Annotated in this window: 12 protein-coding genes; all 12 read right to left on the bottom strand. The window is 42.3% G+C overall.

Annotated elements, in window-relative coordinates:
- Nucleotides 1-61 precede the first annotated feature (61 nt).
- The 12 genes from NSQ25_RS08000 to rpsB all read right to left on the bottom strand — a co-directional run bounded on the left by NSQ25_RS08000 (nucleotide 62) and on the right by rpsB (nucleotide 17948).
- Nucleotides 62-2167: a glycoside hydrolase family 48 protein gene (locus tag NSQ25_RS08000; RefSeq protein WP_326136439.1), complete on the bottom strand. Its 2106-nt coding sequence runs from the start codon at nucleotides 2165-2167 to the stop codon at nucleotides 62-64.
- A gap of 33 nt (nucleotides 2168-2200) precedes the next feature.
- Complete coding sequence (locus NSQ25_RS07995) at nucleotides 2201-4051, bottom strand: glycoside hydrolase family 9 protein (RefSeq protein WP_326136440.1); 1851 nt, start codon at nucleotides 4049-4051, stop codon at nucleotides 2201-2203.
- Nucleotides 4052-4476: 425 nt separating this feature from the next.
- On the bottom strand, nucleotides 4477-8730 hold the full coding sequence (locus NSQ25_RS07990) for a PolC-type DNA polymerase III (protein WP_231293996.1): 4254 nt from the start codon (nucleotides 8728-8730) through the stop codon (nucleotides 4477-4479).
- 133 nt (nucleotides 8731-8863) lie between these two features.
- Nucleotides 8864-10561, bottom strand: a complete 1698-nt coding sequence (locus tag NSQ25_RS07985) for a proline--tRNA ligase (protein ID WP_061109848.1) — start codon at nucleotides 10559-10561, stop codon at nucleotides 8864-8866.
- An 80-nt stretch (nucleotides 10562-10641) separates the two neighbouring features.
- Complete coding sequence (gene rseP / locus NSQ25_RS07980) at nucleotides 10642-11907, bottom strand: RIP metalloprotease RseP (protein WP_101677204.1); 1266 nt, start codon at nucleotides 11905-11907, stop codon at nucleotides 10642-10644.
- Between the two features lie 6 nt (nucleotides 11908-11913).
- Nucleotides 11914-13065: a 1-deoxy-D-xylulose-5-phosphate reductoisomerase gene (gene dxr, locus NSQ25_RS07975; RefSeq protein WP_326136442.1), complete on the bottom strand. Its 1152-nt coding sequence runs from the start codon at nucleotides 13063-13065 to the stop codon at nucleotides 11914-11916.
- Nucleotides 13066-13104: 39 nt separating this feature from the next.
- Nucleotides 13105-13899, bottom strand: a complete 795-nt coding sequence (locus tag NSQ25_RS07970; RefSeq protein WP_070325822.1) for a phosphatidate cytidylyltransferase — start codon at nucleotides 13897-13899, stop codon at nucleotides 13105-13107.
- Between the two features lie 12 nt (nucleotides 13900-13911).
- The gene (locus NSQ25_RS07965) at nucleotides 13912-14694 is read right to left on the bottom strand and encodes an isoprenyl transferase (RefSeq protein WP_034281803.1); all 783 of its coding nucleotides are present in this window, start codon (nucleotides 14692-14694) and stop codon (nucleotides 13912-13914) included.
- A gap of 130 nt (nucleotides 14695-14824) precedes the next feature.
- On the bottom strand, nucleotides 14825-15382 hold the full coding sequence (gene frr, locus NSQ25_RS07960) for a ribosome recycling factor (protein WP_024424150.1): 558 nt from the start codon (nucleotides 15380-15382) through the stop codon (nucleotides 14825-14827).
- Between the two features lies 1 nt (nucleotide 15383).
- Nucleotides 15384-16106, bottom strand: a complete 723-nt coding sequence (gene pyrH, locus NSQ25_RS07955) for a UMP kinase (protein ID WP_008344767.1) — start codon at nucleotides 16104-16106, stop codon at nucleotides 15384-15386.
- A gap of 134 nt (nucleotides 16107-16240) precedes the next feature.
- Entirely contained in the window at nucleotides 16241-17122 is an 882-nt protein-coding gene (tsf, locus tag NSQ25_RS07950; protein WP_024424151.1) for a translation elongation factor Ts, read from the bottom strand.
- Nucleotides 17123-17213: 91 nt separating this feature from the next.
- Nucleotides 17214-17948: a 30S ribosomal protein S2 gene (gene rpsB / locus NSQ25_RS07945; RefSeq protein WP_024426991.1), complete on the bottom strand. Its 735-nt coding sequence runs from the start codon at nucleotides 17946-17948 to the stop codon at nucleotides 17214-17216.
- Between the last annotated feature and the right edge of the window lie 124 nt (nucleotides 17949-18072).

Genomic DNA, 18072 nt, shown 5'->3' with positions numbered 1-18072 from the left:
CATTGGATTGATATTACTAATCAAACTGCCGGCTAGAAGCCGGCAGCTTGATTTTAACCTCTTAGTTGATCAGACGATGGTATTCTGCATAGGCAGTGGCCATATCCACTTGAGACCAGAAGCGGTGATAAGTGAAAACTGGTGCGCCATTCTCCCATTTGCCTGTAGCTTCATTAAATGAAGACTGATATTTACTTTCGAGTGAAGACCATGCTGGATCTTGTTTAATCTTCGGACGAAGATCAGCAAAACTCGTATAGACCCCATTCCCTCCTCGCTGCGGGTCAGAAGGAATGGTGCTGGCTCCAGGAATCTGATTTCCTTGACCAAATGTCCCATTCCATCCATTTGGGAAATACACTTCTTTTCTAAAGAAACGGTCATAGTCTTCTCTATCTTCCTCTGTCACTATGCCGACGCCATCATTGTAATTCCATGCAACCTCTAGGAGCTGCGCGGCTGCATCTTTCGCTCTTGCACCAAGCGCTGTATAATCACCTGTTTCCTGCTTTGTGGCTGCAGCAAAGAATATCAAAGCTTTGGCTAGACTTCCTAATACGCCCGTATCCTGAGTCGGATCTTTAGTTACAGCTGTTAAATTTGGATTTCCTGTTGCAGACTGGAACCCATTCCAAGTATCAGGCTGTCCGCTCCAAGCAATATTTCCAGGAAGCCAAAACTCTCCAGGCGCACTTGTTGTAGCAACCGAAACATTCGTTCCCCCTAGAATTCTCTGTCCTTGCTCATCTAAGAAATAACCCTCTTCATCCGACACAGGACGGTTGCCGATAAAAATGTAATCTAAGGCATAGCTGACCCATTTTGTTATGACAGATTTGGCCATTTGGACATTTTCAGATGTTTTGTCGCCATCTTTTACAAAAATATAATAAAGCTCTGCTACGCGCTCCATTGGCCACGCCTGCATTCCAAACCAGTTATTTGAAGGCGGGTCAAGGTAAACAGGTGCATCTTCATATGCCATATCATAAAAAGTACTTCTTCCTGCTGGATAAGCGCTATAGTCTCCATTCCAGCTATTGGTTGCGCCTCCTGCTATGGCTCCTTCTTTCGATTGAAGCCATACGTAAAATTCAAGCTGTCTCTTTAAGGTTTTTTCCCAATCGCTTGCCCCTGTTGACGAAGATGGCTTTAAGCCTCCTTTATCAGAGGATAAAGCATAAGCGGCGACAGGATTTTGATATCCCTGATGACAATGGCTCGCTCCGATACGCCATGACCAGTTTGCATACTCCCCAAGTCCTCCGCCCCAAGAGGTATACCACGCCATTAAGTAATGACAGGCGCCCTTTCCGTTTCCAGGATATGGATTCCCCTGCTTCCCGCTTCCAATCGTTTGAAAATATTTATCGTACATACCGTAACGGAGGAAATCCCCCATTTTTTTCGCTTTATCAAGATAAGTTGACTGATTATAGCCGAGCTCCTTTGCCCAATACATCGCTTGTATCGCACGCGCATCAGCATCCGTTGCATTCGTATAGCGCCACTGGGCAGCTGGAGCTTGATTTTCTTTTGTGAACAAGCTCATAAAGCCTTCATTCGGCTTACCAAAAGATTTATCGTCCTGTGATGGATGAGGGATGGACTCCCATACAGATTCTTGCGGACCACGCTGGAATGTGTTCACATAGGCGGCTGTATGTGATGGGTTGAGCAAGTTGCCATAGCCATACCAGTTATCTACGTCAAGGAGCCAGTGCATTAAATACGTTTCATTCGTCCCATAGGTTGATTTCAATTCACTATCAATTGGATCTTGACCAGCAGGACGAGCACCGGTCAGCTGGCTTGGATATTGATCCGGAAATGGTTTCTCTGCTGCGTATGTGGCTGGGCTGGACGGATTATAAGCGTTCATATGCGGCTGCTCATCATGTCCATCTTCATTGACTGGGATGATGTACTTCTCCATATTGTCCCAAGCTGCCTCTAATTTGCTCCAGTCCCCTGTGTAATGTCCGTACAGCACCTCAAGCCACAGCCAATAGCTATACGCTTCTGAAGTTGTCATATGTCCGTAATCAGGTGCTTCACAAATGAGCGTCTCAATTGAATGATACGGAATTCCTTCTGGTGAAAAATATCCATTCGCATCGCTTTTGATTTGATGATAAAGCGTTAAAAACCGTTCTTTGTTTGACAAGTCCTTCACCCTTTCAATAAAATCATTGTTTTTTTATTTGTCTGGAAGTATGCCAAATACTAAAACACCATCGTCAAAGACAGGAATCTTCGTTGTTTTTTGCATATTGGATGTTAATCCTTGATAGGAATAATCATTTGAGGCATCCCATATATTCGATCCATTTGGAGCAGATAACCGAAATTGTATTTCCTTCTTATGCTCAGATTCTCCCCTAGGAGAAATAGCTACGCCTGTAAAATCGATTTCTGCAAAATAGACGCGGCTTGATGCGTCATATACCTTTAAAGGTGATAAGGAAGCGCCTTCATTGTAGGCTGCTGTCACTTGAATATCCTTTTCAGTGAACCCCTTTGCAAAGACCTCACTCAGATTAACGTAATATTTAAAGGACAGTGTTTGACTGCTTCTTGCCGGCCAGCCTGACCTGTTGTATAGCACTGCTTTCACTTGAGTAGATGTTGTATCGTTATGCATCACAGCTGCTTCTACAAAAAACTCATCCTCCACTAGTTCTTTAGGCGGGAAATTGGGCAGCTTTGATTGCCCTTGACCAAACAGCTGCACCATTTTGGCGATATTTCCAGTAAAGGCGGCATTATAATCAGTCGCCACTTCGTTTGATACATAATCCGAGATATCATCGTCATATTGATCCTGTGCATTAGGGCCCCCAACAAGTGCTCCATAAAGTGTGTGCCGATGAACTGGAGGATTTGTCAGCTGGTTCGACCATGAGCCATGTGCAGTACGGTGGTGCGGGTGCTTCGGCGGATTCTGGCCAAAACCAACGACATAGCTTCTATTCAGCGGATTATCACCTAGCATATAGTGAGTTTGCTTGATCGCAAACGATTGGTATCGATTTTTCTTTTCTTGATCAGATACCCAATCAGCATAGACAAAGGCTAAAAATGCTGCATTGGCGGCATAACGAAGTGAACCCCATTGATCAAGCCATGCCAAACCGCCAGGCGTATAGGTGATTCTTTCTACTTTTCCATTTTGAACAAGACCTGTAGTCCAGTAATCAAGATTGCGCTCTGTCGATTCTATAAATCTGTTTTCTTTCGTGATTCTTGCTAGTAAGATTTGTGAGGCAAAAAAAGTATTGTCCCATGACATGGTAAACGTATAATCCCAATCCTTCGGCCATTCCTCTACCGCTTTTAATGCTTTGTTTAAATAGGTTTCTTCATTTGTCGCCAAGTACAGCCAGATCCCGCCCCAAATAAGTTCGTCAACATAGCCGCTCCAGGAGTTGTAAAATGGCTGCGCATTGGTGACACAATCTGTATATTTGCCGCGATACCTGTCAGCAAATGCATATAGCTGTTTGGCGTGTGTTAAAAGCTTTGCTGCATAGGACGCATCTGTTTCTTTAAAAATGATAGAACCTGCTGCTAAAGCCGCCGCAGTTTGTGCAGCTACTTCTGTGCCAGGACAATGTTCATCAATTTTAAAAGCTGGCCGGTTCATCGGCATCACTTCTGCTGGACCCCACCAAGCATGATCGGCGTTTCCATCACCTACTTGCGCCCAAAATTCATTCGGTCCTGTATGTGCTTTCAAAAAATAATCCGTTGCCCACTTGATTTGATCTAAGATCTCATCAAGCAATTCTGCTTCTTCATAAGCTTCCCGGTATTCATATACTGTCCATGCAAGCACGGCTGCTGAATAAGCCATCGGAAGTCCAAATTTCACATGATCTCCTGCATCATACCAGCCGCCAGTTAAGTCATGCCCAACATCCTTCCCGTCCTCTAGTCCAGAATCTCCCCGCCAGTTAAGACGATTACTTTCCGGAAGCCGGCCTGACCGCTGCGCTTCATAAAACAGCATGGATTTTTGGAGAACCTCTACATAGTTGTAAGATGCCATTTCTCTATTGCTCACCCCTTCTTTTTAGTGAAACATTGATCAATAGACGCGACCGCCTCCTTTCTATCCTTCATTTCGTGATCTGTACAGTTTTGAAAAGAATCAAATATGTTTCAAAAATAAGCATAGTAAACAGCAATCAGCTTTACGCTCATCGAAGGTTTTCTCTTGATTCTCCTTCTGACTGTACCCAGAATGATCATATGTCGCTTGAGAACATTTCAGACGGCGAAATTCTCTTTTGAGCTCTATTTGGGTAGAAAGAATGACATACAATCTCTTCTCTTAAAACATCACGCTAAATCAAGATATATGAATGAATAAGAAAATAATTCCAATTGATGAGAAATCTTTATTAGTTAACATAATAAAATTATTGTATATAGAGAAAAGAACGCCCTTTTAGGGCGCTCTTATTTATCACATTAAAATAAAGAAAGCTGGTTTTGATCAGGAAGTGCTTCTAAACAGCCTTGACGATCTAAATATTCAAGGATGGTCTTCGACACTTTTCCGCGTTTTTGTAAATCTTCTTTTGAGAGGAATTCCCCATCTTGCCGCGCGCGGACAATATTTAACGCAACGTTTGTACCAAGTCCGGGGATTGAGTTAAATGGCGGTATTAAACCGTCTCCATCAATGATAAACTCCGTTGCACTTGAGCGGTAGAGGTCAACTTTTTTGAAGTGGTAGCCTCTTTCACACATTTCAAGTGCAAGCTCTAGTACAGTTAATAGGTTCTTTTCTTTCGGTGATGCATCTAGACCTTTAGAGTTAATGTCATCCATAACAGCTCGTATCGCATTCGATCCTTTTGTCATCGTTTCAATATCAAAGTCATCCGCACGAACGGTAAAGTAAGCTGCATAGTACAGGAGTGCATGATGCACCTTGAAATAAGCAATCCGAACAGCCATTAACACATAAGCAGCCGCGTGGGCTTTAGGGAACATGTATTTGATTTTTTTACAAGAATCAATATACCAGTTTGGTACATTATTATTCTTCATTTCTTCTTCCCATTCAGGAGGAAGTCCTTTTCCTTTACGAACAGATTCCATGATTTTAAAGGCAAGGGACGGCTCTAAGCCTTGATAGATGAGATAGACCATAATATCATCACGACACCCAATTACTTCACTTAGTTCACACGTTTTATTGTGAATGAGCTCTTGCGCATTTCCGAGCCAAACATCCGTACCGTGTGATAGTCCAGAAATCTGAACAAGCTCTGAGAAGGTCGTTGGTTTTGTATCCTCTAGCATTTGCCGAACAAATCTTGTCCCAAATTCTGGGATACCGAGTGTACCTGTTTTACAGCCAATTTGCTCTTCTGTTACACCTAGTGGCTCTGTCCCTTGGAAAATCTTCATTACTTCAGGGTCATCTGTTGGAATCGTTTTTGGATCGATTCCGCTTAAATCTTGAAGCATACGAATGACCGTTGGATCATCGTGCCCAAGAATATCCAGCTTGAGCAAGTTATCGTGGATCGAATGGAAATCAAAATGTGTCGTCTTCCAATCGGAACCTGTCGCATCTGCTGGGTATTGAATAGGTGAGAAATCGTAAATGTCCATATAATCAGGCACAACGATAATCCCGCCTGGATGCTGGCCTGTTGTTCGTTTTACCCCTGTACAGCCTTGTACAAGCCGGTCGATTTCAGCGCCTCTCATATGAAGGTTATGATCTCCTGCATAGCCTTTTACGTAACCATATGCTGTTTTTTCTGCAACGGTACCAATCGTACCTGCTCTGTATACATAATCTTCACCGAACAGCTCTTTCGTATAGTTATGTGCGATCGGCTGATATTCGCCTGAGAAGTTTAAGTCAATATCAGGTACTTTGTCTCCTTTAAAACCTAAGAACGTTTCAAACGGAATATCATGTCCATCTTTTTTATACGGCGTTCCACATTCTGGACAGTCCTTATCAGGAAGGTCAAAGCCTGAACCAACAGATCCATCATTAAAGAACTCAGAGTGCTTACAGCTTGGGCATACATAATGAGGTGCAAGTGGATTTACTTCAGTAATCTCTGTTAATGTCGCAACAAGAGATGAGCCGACAGATCCCCTTGAACCAACAAGATATCCATCATCAAGTGATTTTTTTACGAGCTTATGAGAGATTAAGTAAATAACGGCGAAGCCATGACCGATAATACTTTTTAATTCTTTCTCAATGCGGTCTTCTACGATTTTCGGCAAATCATCTCCGTAGATGCTGCGCGCCATTTGATAGCTCATTTCCCGTATTTCTTCATCTGCACCTTCAATTTTTGGTGTGTAAAGATCATCTTTGATAGGTTTAATGCTTTCGACCATCTCAGATACCTTTTGCGTATTTGTTACGACGATCTCTTTCGCTTTTTCGTCTCCTAGGAAGGAGAAGGCTTCGAGCATTTCATCTGTCGTTCTAAAATGAACTTTTGGCAGTTCATGGCGGTTCAGCGGATTCGCTCCACCCTGTGATGAAATTAAGATTTTACGATAAATTTTGTCCTCTGGATGCAGGTAATGTACATTTCCAGTCGCCACAACTGGTTTATTCAGCTTTTCGCCAAGCTTGACAATGTTTGTGATGATTTCTTTTAACGCACGCTCATCTCGAACTAGCTCAAGCTGCAGCAGGTGCTGATACACTTCTGGCGGATGTACTTCTAAATAGTCATAAAATGCTGCAATGTCTTCCACCTCATCAGGTGACTTTTGCATCATTCCTTCAAATACCTCACCCTTATCACAAGCAGATCCAACAATTAAACCTTCACGATATTTCTCAAGCTGAGAGCGCGGAATACGCGGGACCCGGTAGAAATAATGTATATGAGAAAGTGAAACAAGCTTAAATAAATTCTTAAGGCCAGTCTCATTTTGAGCAATCAAAGTCGCGTGGTAAGGACGTGAGCGCTGGTAAGCATTCGACTGCCCCATGTTTTCATTCAATTGATCGTGATAGGCAATCTCTTTTTCAGCCGCATCTTTTAGCATTTTCAGCATGAGATAGCCTGTCGCCTCTGCATCATAAATCGCCCTGTGATGCTGCGTCAGTTCAATATCGAACTTTTTACAAAGAGTGTTCAGCCGGTGATTTTTAAATTCTGGGTAAAGGAACCGGCCAAGTTCAAGTGTATCAATGACAGGGTTTGACGCTTTATCTGTTTTTAGCAGGCGTTTATACGCTGCATTTAAAAAGCCCATATCAAAGCTCGCATTGTGCGCAACAAGGATATCTTGTCCAATCCATTCTTTGAAATCCCGCACGACGTCGACGACATCTGGTGCATCTCTCACCATATCATCGGTGATACCTGTTAATTCGATGGTGGTCGCTGATAACGGGTGATGAGGATTAGCAAATGCCTCAAAGCGGTCAATGATTTCCCCGCCTTTTATTTTCACTGCTGCCAGCTCAATGATCGTGTCATAAACGGCTGAAAGTCCAGTTGTCTCTACGTCGAATACGACATACGTCGCATCCTCTAACAAGCGGTGCTCTGGGTTATATGCAATCGGTACCCCGTCGTCTACTAAGTTGATTTCCACACCGTACATCATTTTGATGCCATGCTTTTTACTTGCTGCATACGCATCTGGGAAGGATTGTACAACGGCATGATCCGTCAGGGCAATTGCTTCATGTCCCCATTTTTTTGCTTGTTCAACAAGTCTGCCAATGCCAGTCACAGCATCCATTTGGCTCATAGGGGAATGTAAATGAAGCTCCACACGCTTTTCACCCTCAGGTGCTGTATCTTCTTTCAGCTGCGGTTTCATTTCATTGACATCATTGGCGATCATGACAAGATCTCTGACAAACGTATCATTTTGAATGCTTCCTCTTGCTTTCACCCACATGCCTTTTTTCAATGATTTCATCAGCTGAGCATCTTCTTTTTCTCTTGCAAACATTTTGATCAAAATACTGTTTGTATAATCTGTGATCTTAAAGATACAAAGCGTTCTCCCGCTTTTCAGCTCACGCGTTTCTGCATCGAATACGTAGCCTTGAACGGTAATTCTTCTTTCCTCGTCCATGATACTATCAAGCGTACGAATTTCTTCATTGTCTTTGATTTGATAGCCAATCATCAGAGGGCCTGACGGAGCTTCATTCTGCTCCTCACTTTCTTTCTTCTCCATCTCAGTGAGGGCTTGCATGGCTCTTTCTTGATCTTCAGCAAGCTTTTGTTCTCTGAACTTCTGAATCTCTTGATCTGATACAAAAATTTCTGTATCGAATTGCAGCTCTGGAAAGCCCACTTGTTTAAATGCGGCCTGAAGCATCGGGCTGTACTTCTTCTTAATAGCGAGTGCCTCTGTTTCGCTTTTTGTTTTAATGATGATTTTATGTCCAGACAGCGATGGTTTTTGCTGCTGAAGCAAGCTGATGATTGGGGGAGAAATTCCTTGAAGTTCTTCCACACAATGTGACCAGTACGATTGCACGAGTTCTTCAGATATGTGCGGATCACTCACTTCAATCGTACAAGTGATTTGTGCAATATGTGAAAATGCATTTGTCAGCCTGCTGAGAAACATGGCGTATACTTTGTAAGGCAAAAGCGCTTTAAATTTAAAAAGGAAATGCCATGTTTTCGTCGCCTTATGCACCGTCAATTTGACGATTTCTCCTTCTTCAAAGTAACGACTGAGGTCATCATCTGTCATTTGAATCTGATTGAGTAATATATGAAATTGCCGCCGTGTGATCGGTAATTGTTCATCCAAGACAGGACCCTCCTTTTGTCAATCAGAAAGGTACCTCTTTTCTACAGGAGGTACCTTCATTTTTTTGTTCGCTTTATGCTTGGCGTATAAATGAAATCAGATCATCAACAGATACTTCATGTGATTCACCTGATTTTCTAAACTTCACTTCTACTATACCTTCTTCTGAACGTTTTCCGCAGCTAATACGAATTGGCAGTCCAATTAAATCACTGTCTGCAAATTTTACTCCTGCACGCTCCTGGCGGTCATCGAAAAGTACGTCAAAGCCTTCATCTTCTAAGCGCTCGTACAACGTTTCAGCCAGTTCTTTCTGCGCATCGTTTTTCATATTTAATGCAAGGAGGTGAAGGTCATATGGTGCCACTGTTTCCGGCCAAATGATTCCTTTCTCATCGTGATGCTGTTCAACAATCGCTGACAGCGTTCTAGAGATGCCGATGCCATAGCAGCCCATAATCATTGGCTGCGCACGACCATTCTCATCGAGGTACGTTGCATCCATCGACTCAGAATAACGAGTGCCCAGTTTAAAGACTTGTCCTACTTCAATCCCTTTTGCAAATTGGATTGTGCCTTCCCCATCTGGAGAAACATCTCCTTCTTGAATCAAGCGAAGATCTGTGAATTCTTTTACTGACACGTCACGTGCAGGATTGACATTGACATAATGATAATCCGCTTCGTTTGCACCAGCGACAGCATTTGTCATTCCCTTCACAGCAAGGTCAGCATAAATATCGACTTCTGCTTCCAGTTTAACAGGTCCAACAAATCCAGGCTCAGTTCCAATAACTTTCAGCACTTCTTCGCGTGAAGCAAGCTCGACAAGCTGTGCTCCTACCAAGTTTTTCACTTTCACATCATTTACTTCATGATCGCCTCTAGTTAGGATCAGAACATACGCATCATCTGCTTTAAACAAAACAGATTTAATGCAAGCAGAAGGTTCAACTTCTAAAAAGCCAGCCACATCTTGAATGGTTTTCATTTGCGGCGTATGGACTTTTTCAAGCTCTTTGAAGTCCGCAGGATTTGCTTCTTTTCCGTGATATACAGCCTCAGCCATTTCGATATTAGCGGCATATGAGGACGTATCAGAATAAGCGATGGTATCCTCTCCGACTTCTGAGAGCGCCATGAACTCATGCGTATCTTTTCCACCCATTGCCCCTGAATCTGCAATGACTGGTCTAAAATTGAGACCCACTTTTGAGAACACATTAGAGTAAGCCGTAAACATTTTGTTGTATGTCTCATCAAGGCTTTCTGGTGAAGAATGGAATGAGTATGCATCCTTCATGATAAATTCACGTCCGCGCAGCAGTCCAAAGCGTGGTCTCTGTTCATCACGGAATTTTGATTGAATTTGATATAGTGTTAAAGGTAGCTTCTTATACGATTTCACTTCGCTGCGTACTAATGATGTGATCACTTCTTCGTGGGTTGGGCCAAGCGCAAATTCGCGTCCGTGGCGATCCTTCATACGCATCAGTTCTGGACCGTATGTATACCATCTTCCTGACTCTTGCCACATTTCTGCCTGCTGCAGCACTGGCATTAGCAGCTCAGCCGCGCCTGCCTTTTCCATTTCCTTGCGGACGATCGATTGAATATGCTGAATGACTTTATGCGCAAGCGGCAGATAATGATAGATTCCACTTGTATTTTGTCTAATAAACCCAGCTCTTACTAAGAGTTGATGACTTTTTGCCTCAGCATCTGCCGGCACCTCTCGAAGAGTTGGAATAAAAGTCAGGGATTGTCTCATGTCGTTACACCTCATTTATGAAATAGGACTTCTCACAAAAACTCTTGTTTCCCGGAATGAGAAACAAGAGAGAATGGTTTTTATAAAAATAACCGCTGAATGTCATTCCACGTTACCACTAACATTAACAGCATGAGGAAAGCAACACCGATAAAGACAACAAGTGCTTCCTTCTCACGATTAATTGGTTTACCGCGAATGGCTTCAACAAATAAGAATAGTAAACGTCCTCCGTCTAATGCAGGAATCGGTAACAAATTCACGATGCCTAGGTTGATACTGAGGAACGCCGCAAACTGCATTAATGTTAACACACCTTGTTTGGCTACTTCTCCTGTCATGTCATAAATTCCAACAGGACCTGCTAACATGTCTAGTGAAAATTGTCCTGTGACAATTTTTTGCAAGTTCGTTAAGATCAGACCTGCCGTTGAAACGACAGTTGTTCCAGAGGATGAAATAACTTTCAAAAATCCATTTTCCGTTGGCGGATATGATCCGAAACGGCCAATGCTTTTCCCATCTGCTTTCACAGCTTCTGGTACAACCTGCACAGTGCTTTCCTTGCCGTCTCGGTCAATGACGACATTCATTTTTTTCTCAGGGTTCTTTTGAACTGTTTGAACGACGTCTGTCCAAGAATTCATTTTCTCGCCGTTAATGGACACGATGTGATCTCCCTGCATGAGTCCAGCCTCAGCCGCCCGGCCGTCTTTCGTCAGCTTACCGAGTACAGGATCATCAACGGTTACCCCTTGAATAAAACCTAAAGCAACCAAAATCACATACGCTAGAATAAAGTTCATAATCGGTCCAGCTGCGATAGCTTTAATTCGCTGCCAAACCGTTTTTGAACCGAATTGACGATTGTATGGTGCGATTTGAATTTCTTCACCATCTGCAATATAGAAGCTTGTTTGACTGACATTGTAGCCAGTCAGAATATCTTCATTTCCAGCTTCATATCCCGAGATTCTCATAGCATGATCTAAATCAATCTGCTCAACTTCGATGACAAGTGCATCAGGATATTTTTCTTTATCATTTAAAATGATCTTTTCTACTTCATTTTGCTCATTGAATAAGAGCCCCACTGTATGACCTGGTTTAATTTCGATAACTTCAGGGTCCTCTCCAGCCATTTTAACAAATCCGCCAATAGGGAGAAGTCTAATGGTATAAACGGTTTCTTTTCGTTTAAAGGAGAAAATCTTCGGCCCAAAACCAATTGCGAACTCGCGGCATAAAATCCCCGCGCGCTGCGCCATAATTAAATGGCCAAGCTCGTGGAAAAAAACGAGCGTTCCAAAAATAATAATAAACGCAATCACTGTATTCACGAACATACCACCTTATGTGAGGATTGATTGAACAAAGTCTCGTGTATCTTTGTCCACTTCATGGATATCTTGCAAACTAGGCGTTGAAATCACATGATGTCTGATTAGTGCCTTTTCAATCAATTCTTCAATTTGCAGGAACGTTACTTTGCCTTTTAGAAATGCATCGACTGCCATTTCATTTGCTGCATTAAGTACAGCAGGCATTGTCCCTCCTATTTTACCTGATTCATAAGCAAAATGTAAGCAGCGATACCTGTCAAAATCCGCTTTTTGGAAATTCAATTGTCCAATCTCCCAAAGGTTCAATGATTTCGCTTCTTGTAACGGCACCCGGTCAGGGTATGTGAGTGCATATTGAATAGGCACTCTCATGTCAGGTGTCCCTAACTGAGCCATGACGCTTTTGTCGTGAAATTCCACCATCGAATGGATAATGCTCTCTTTATGTAGCAGCACATCAATTTGTTCATAAGGGATATCAAACAACCAATGTGCCTCGATCACCTCGAGACCTTTATTCATCATCGTCGCTGAATCAATGGTGATTTTCGCTCCCATCGACCAGTTCGGGTGGTTCAGCGCTTCTTCAACCGTAACACCTTCAAGTTCAGTTCGTTTTTTATCTCGGAAACTACCACCTGAAGCTGTCACGATTAAGCGTTCAATATTTTTAGCTTGTTCACCTTGCAGGCATTGAAAAATAGCGGAATGCTCACTATCGACAGGAAGTAAAGGTACATCATATGTTTTAGCGTACTCTTTTACTATATGACCAGCTGTCACAAGTGTTTCCTTATTTGCGAGAGCAATCGTCTTTTTTTGTTCAATGGCCTTTAATGTTGGAACAAGTCCAACACTCCCTACAAGTGCATTGACCACTACGCCCACTGCATCATAGGTCGCTGCCTCGATGTTGGCTTCATCACCAGCAGCCAGCTTCACATCGTATGCAAATGAATGATTTTTTAGCGTGTGATAGGTTTCTTCGTCTACACAGCCGACGAATTCAGGCTGAAAGCGCTCAATGATCGGAATCGCCTTTGCTATATTTCTGCCAAATGTCATGGCTTTCAGCTTAAACTTGTCCGGGTGCTGACTGATCACATCTAACGTTTGTTCTCCAATTGATCCTGTTGCGCCTAATAGCGAAATATATTTCAAATTGCCACTCCTTCTCTCGTTCAATAAGTTTCTATGAGGTTAGCTGGCAAACGTTGCGAGCAGTAAGTATAAAAACGGCAGAACGAATAAAAAGCTGTCAAACCTGTCCAAAATCCCGCCATGGCCAGGGAGAATTGTCCCTGAATCCTTCACGTGATAATGACGCTTTAAAGCAGATTCCACAAGGTCGCCTAGCTGTCCAAAGGTACTGAGTAAAAGAGTAATAAACATCACAAGCAGATATGATGGCAAAAATCCTGTAACCGCCTGAAACACAAGTGACAACACGACCGCTGTGACGATTCCGCCGATAAATCCTTCTACTGTTTTGTTTGGGCTGATTTCTGGCCAAAGCTTTCGTTTCCCCATAGATTTCCCAATAAAATAGGCTCCTGAGTCAGTAGACCAAATAATCACTGCTGCGAAGAAGATCGCACTCATGCCATATAAGCCTCTAATTTGGATAAAATAATAGAAACTAACGCCAATATATAATGTGGCTAATACAACAAAAGCAACCTCATCGAATGTGAAAGAGTTTTTGCTCAAAACTGTATAAGTTAAAAGTATTAAGACTGCAAATAAAGCAATCTGCATTTTTGATGCGTCCACGTTTGGGAAGAAGCTGTTGTCTCCGCCCATTAAAAGCCAAAGCAATATTAAGCTGACAATACCAGGAAAGCTGAAAATCGAGATCTTTTTCATTCTTAAAAGCTCAAAGAGAGCGACACTTCCCATTAAATAAATCAGCAGGGTAAATGGCATCTGTCCATATATAACTGCAAGCAAAAAGACTGCAGCTGCCAAAACACCCGTCAAAATTCTTTGTTTCATCTGCACCACCCTCTAAATTCCACCGAACCTCCGGCCGCGGCGCTGGTACTCTCCGATAGCGCCTATAAGGTGCTCATCAGAAAAGTCAGGCCAAAGCACATCCGTAAAGACAAACTCGCTGTACGCAATTTGCCAAAGCATAAAGTTGCTTAATCTAATTTCTCCACTCGTGCGAATGAGCAAATCCGGATCTTGAAGAGATTCTGTCATTAAATAAGCTGAAAACATCTCTTCTGTGATGTCTTCTGCTCGAAGCTTACCTTCTTTGACCTTTTCAGAAATTTGTCTGCATGCGGAGACGATTTCTGTGCGCCCACCATAGTTGAGCGCAAAGTTCAAAATGAGTCCGTCGTTGTTCGCCGTACTCTTTACTGCGTTCTCTACCGCTTTTTTCGTATGCTGCGGGAGGCCGTCTGGATCACCTGTTAAACGCACACGGACATTTTCTTCGATGAGTTCAGGCAGGTAGATGTTTAAAAATTCTTCAGGAAGTTTCATTAAAAAGTCTACTTCTAATTTTGGACGTTTCCAATTTTCCGTAGAGAAAGCATACAAAGTCAGCACTTTGACATTCAGCTCATTTGCAAGCTTTGTCATGCGCTTGACGACTTTCATTCCTTCATGATGACCTGCTACCCGTGGAAGAGCACGTTTTTTCGCCCATCTTCCGTTCCCATCCATGATAATGGCGATATGTTCAGGAATTTCTCCATTTAATATGTCTTCTTTTGTCAGGCTTTCTAAGTTGGAAGCTGCTGTTTGCTGATTCTTCCAATTTTTGAGTATATTGAGCATGAGATTCCTCCATCACCCAAAAAGGTTGCGTTCCCGCTAAATAATATAGTCATCAACAGTATTAACAAAAAAACCCCCTGTAAACATGAAGAGGGTCTTTTCACTATTATCTATTGTACATAGTTTTTTCTTAAACTTCCATGATTTCTTTTTCTTTATCTTTCGTCACGTCATCAATTTTAGCGACATATTCATCTGTCAATTTTTGAACATCCTCTGTCGATGATCTTAATTCATCTTCAGTGATCTCCCCATTTTTCTCAAGCTTTTTCAAATCATCGTTTGCATCACGACGCACGTTACGAACAGCTACTTTTGCTTCTTCTGAGTATTTTTTCACGACTTTCACAAGCTCTTTACGTCTTTCTTCTGTCAGCGCAGGAATCGCAATGCGGATCACATTTCCGTCACTTGTTGGCGTGATGCCAAGGTCAGACTTTTGGATCGCTTTTTCGATATCACCGATCGCTGTTTTATCGTAAGGTGTGATAATCAGCATACGTGCTTCTGGCACTGTGATCGACGCAATTTGGTTAAGCGGTGTTTGTGCACCGTAATAATCCACTGTCACTTTATCAAGCAGTGAAGCATTTGCACGGCCAGCACGAACAGTTGCAAGCTCACGTCCGTAGGCTTGTACGGCTTTTTCCATTTTTTCTTTCGTTTGGTTCAACACTTCTTTTGACACGTTATTTCCCCCTCACGATCGTTCCGATTGATTCGCCGTTTACGGCACGTTTAATATTTCCTTCTTCCATAATGGAGAAGACGATTAATGGAATGTCATTGTCCATACATAATGAGGACGCAGTAGAATCCATTACAGCAAGCCCTTCTTTAAGTACATCAAGATATGAAAGCTTATCATATTTTACTGCATCCGCATCTGTACGAGGATCAGCACTGTAGACACCATCTACATTATTTTTCGCCATTAAAATGACATCTGCTTCAATTTCTGCTGCACGAAGTGCTGCCGTAGTATCTGTAGAGAAATAAGGGTTTCCTGTTCCTGCAGCAAAAATGACGACACGTTTCTTTTCAAGATGACGGATCGCTTTTCTTCTTATGTATGGTTCTGCAACCTGTCTCATTTCGATAGAGGTTTGCACTCTAGACTGAATGCCAAGCGTTTCTAGGCTGTCCTGTAACGCCAGTGAGTTCATCACTGTTGCCAGCATCCCCATGTAGTCTGCTGTTGCACGGTCCATTCCTAGATCACTGCCTGTCTTTCCGCGCCAAAGGTTTCCTCCGCCTACAACGACTGCAACTTCAACATCGAGCTCTGCAATTTCTTTTACTTGCTTTGCAATTGATTGAATGACAGTTGGGTTAATTCCATTTCCAGCATCACCCGCTAGTGCTTCGCCACTTAGCTTCAGTACAATGCGATTATATTTCGGTTTGCTCATGATAACCTCCAAGTGTAAACTATACCGTCTCTTATTATGCGTAAGAAACTGTCTTTTGTAAATCAATATCCTCTAAAAAATAGGGAACACAGTGCTTGTGCTCCCTAAAAAAGCCCCAGAGAGCTTTTCAAACATTATTTTTTCACTTGGCTCATAACTTCTTCAGCAAAGTTGTCTTGACGTTTTTCGATACCTTCGCCCACTTCATAGCGAACATAAGTTTGAACAGTTGCGTTTTTCGCTGCTACAACTTGTTTCACTTTTTCATCTGGGTTTTTAACGAACGCTTGGTCAAGTAAGCAAATTTCTTCGAAGAATTTGTTTAGACGGCCTTCTACCATTTTAGCTACGATGTTTTCAGGCTTTCCTTCTTGAAGAGCTTGCTGTGTTAATACTTCACGCTCACGGTTTGCTTCTTCTTCTGACACTTGGTCACGAGAAATGTATTTAGGGTTTACAGCTGCAACGTGCATAGCGATGTCTCTTGCAAGCTCTTCGTCAGTTGTTCCGTTAAGAACAGCTAACACACCGATACGTCCGCCCATGTGCAGGTAAGAACCGAATGCAGCATTATCTTCTTTTGTGATGACAGAGAAACGGCGTAGAGTGATTTTCTCTCCGATTTTCGCAATTGCAGATGTGATATGCTCTTCAACTGTTGAACCGTTTTCCATTTTAGAAGCATGAGCTTCTTCAAGTGTTGCAGGTTTAGCAGCAAGCAAATGATCAGCAAGTTCGTTAAGAAGTGCTTGGAATCCTTCGTTTTTCGCAACGAAATCAGTCTCAGAGTTCACTTCTAGGATCACGCCTGTGTTGCCGTCAGTTTTGATAAGAGTTAATCCTTCTGCCGCAATACGGTCTGCTTTTTTCGCAGCTTTTGCGATTCCTTTTTCTCTTAGAAGGTCGATTGCTTTCTCGATGTCACCATCAGTTTCTGTTAACGCTTTTTTACAGTCCATCATACCTGCACCAGTTTTTTGACGCAGTTCTTTAACTAATTGAGCAGTAATTGCCATTTTACATTTCCTCCTTCTATGTTAAAACACGGATTACTAGGTGAAAAAAAGGTGATAAAAGGCATTTCCCTCTTATCACCTTTTGAATAGGTTACGCAGTTGTTGTTTCAGTTTCTGTCGTTTCTTCTACAACAGCTTCTTCTTCGCCTTGTTTAGACTCAAGAATCGCATCTGCCATTTTAGCAGTTAGAAGTTTTACAGCACGGATTGCATCATCGTTTGCAGGGATCACAACATCAATTTCGTCTGGATCACAGTTTGTGTCAACGATACCGATGATTGGGATATTCAATTTACGAGCTTCTGCAACTGCAATACGCTCTTTACGAGGGTCGATAATGAAAAGTGCATCCGGAAGACTCTTCATGTCTTTGATTCCGCCTAGGAATTTTTCAAGACGCTCTAATTCTTTTTTCAGTTGAACGACTTCTTTCTTAGGAAGAACTTCGAACGTACCGTTTTCTTGCATTTTTTCAATATCTTTTAAACGTTTAATACGTTTTTGGATTGTTTCAAAGTTTGTTAAAGTTCCACCAAGCCAGCGTTGGTTCACATAGAACATACCAGAACGGATTGCTTCTTCTTTCACTGAATCTTGTGCTTGCTTTTTCGTACCAACGAAAAGGATTTTTCCTCCGTCAGCAGCAAGGTTTTTCGTGAAGTTGTAAGCTTCTTCTACTTTTTTCACCGTTTTTTGAAGGTCGATGATGTAGATACCGTTACGCTCTGTAAAGATGTAACGCTTCATTTTTGGGTTCCAACGGCGAGTTTGGTGACCGAAGTGAACACCAGCTTCTAGCAATTGTTTCATAGAAATAACTGACATTTTGTTGCCTCCTAATATAATGGTTTTTTTCCTCCGCTTAAGTCATGTTCACATAAAACTGCGCCACGGCAGCACCTTCATACGAATCATTAAGCGTGTGTATTTAACACCAAGAAATAATATA

Source organism: Bacillus sp. FSL R5-0512, assembly GCF_038593295.1.
In the GTDB taxonomy this organism is placed as follows: domain Bacteria; phylum Bacillota; class Bacilli; order Bacillales; family Bacillaceae; genus Bacillus; species Bacillus safensis.
This window is presented reverse-complemented; position numbering and strand designations above follow the sequence as displayed.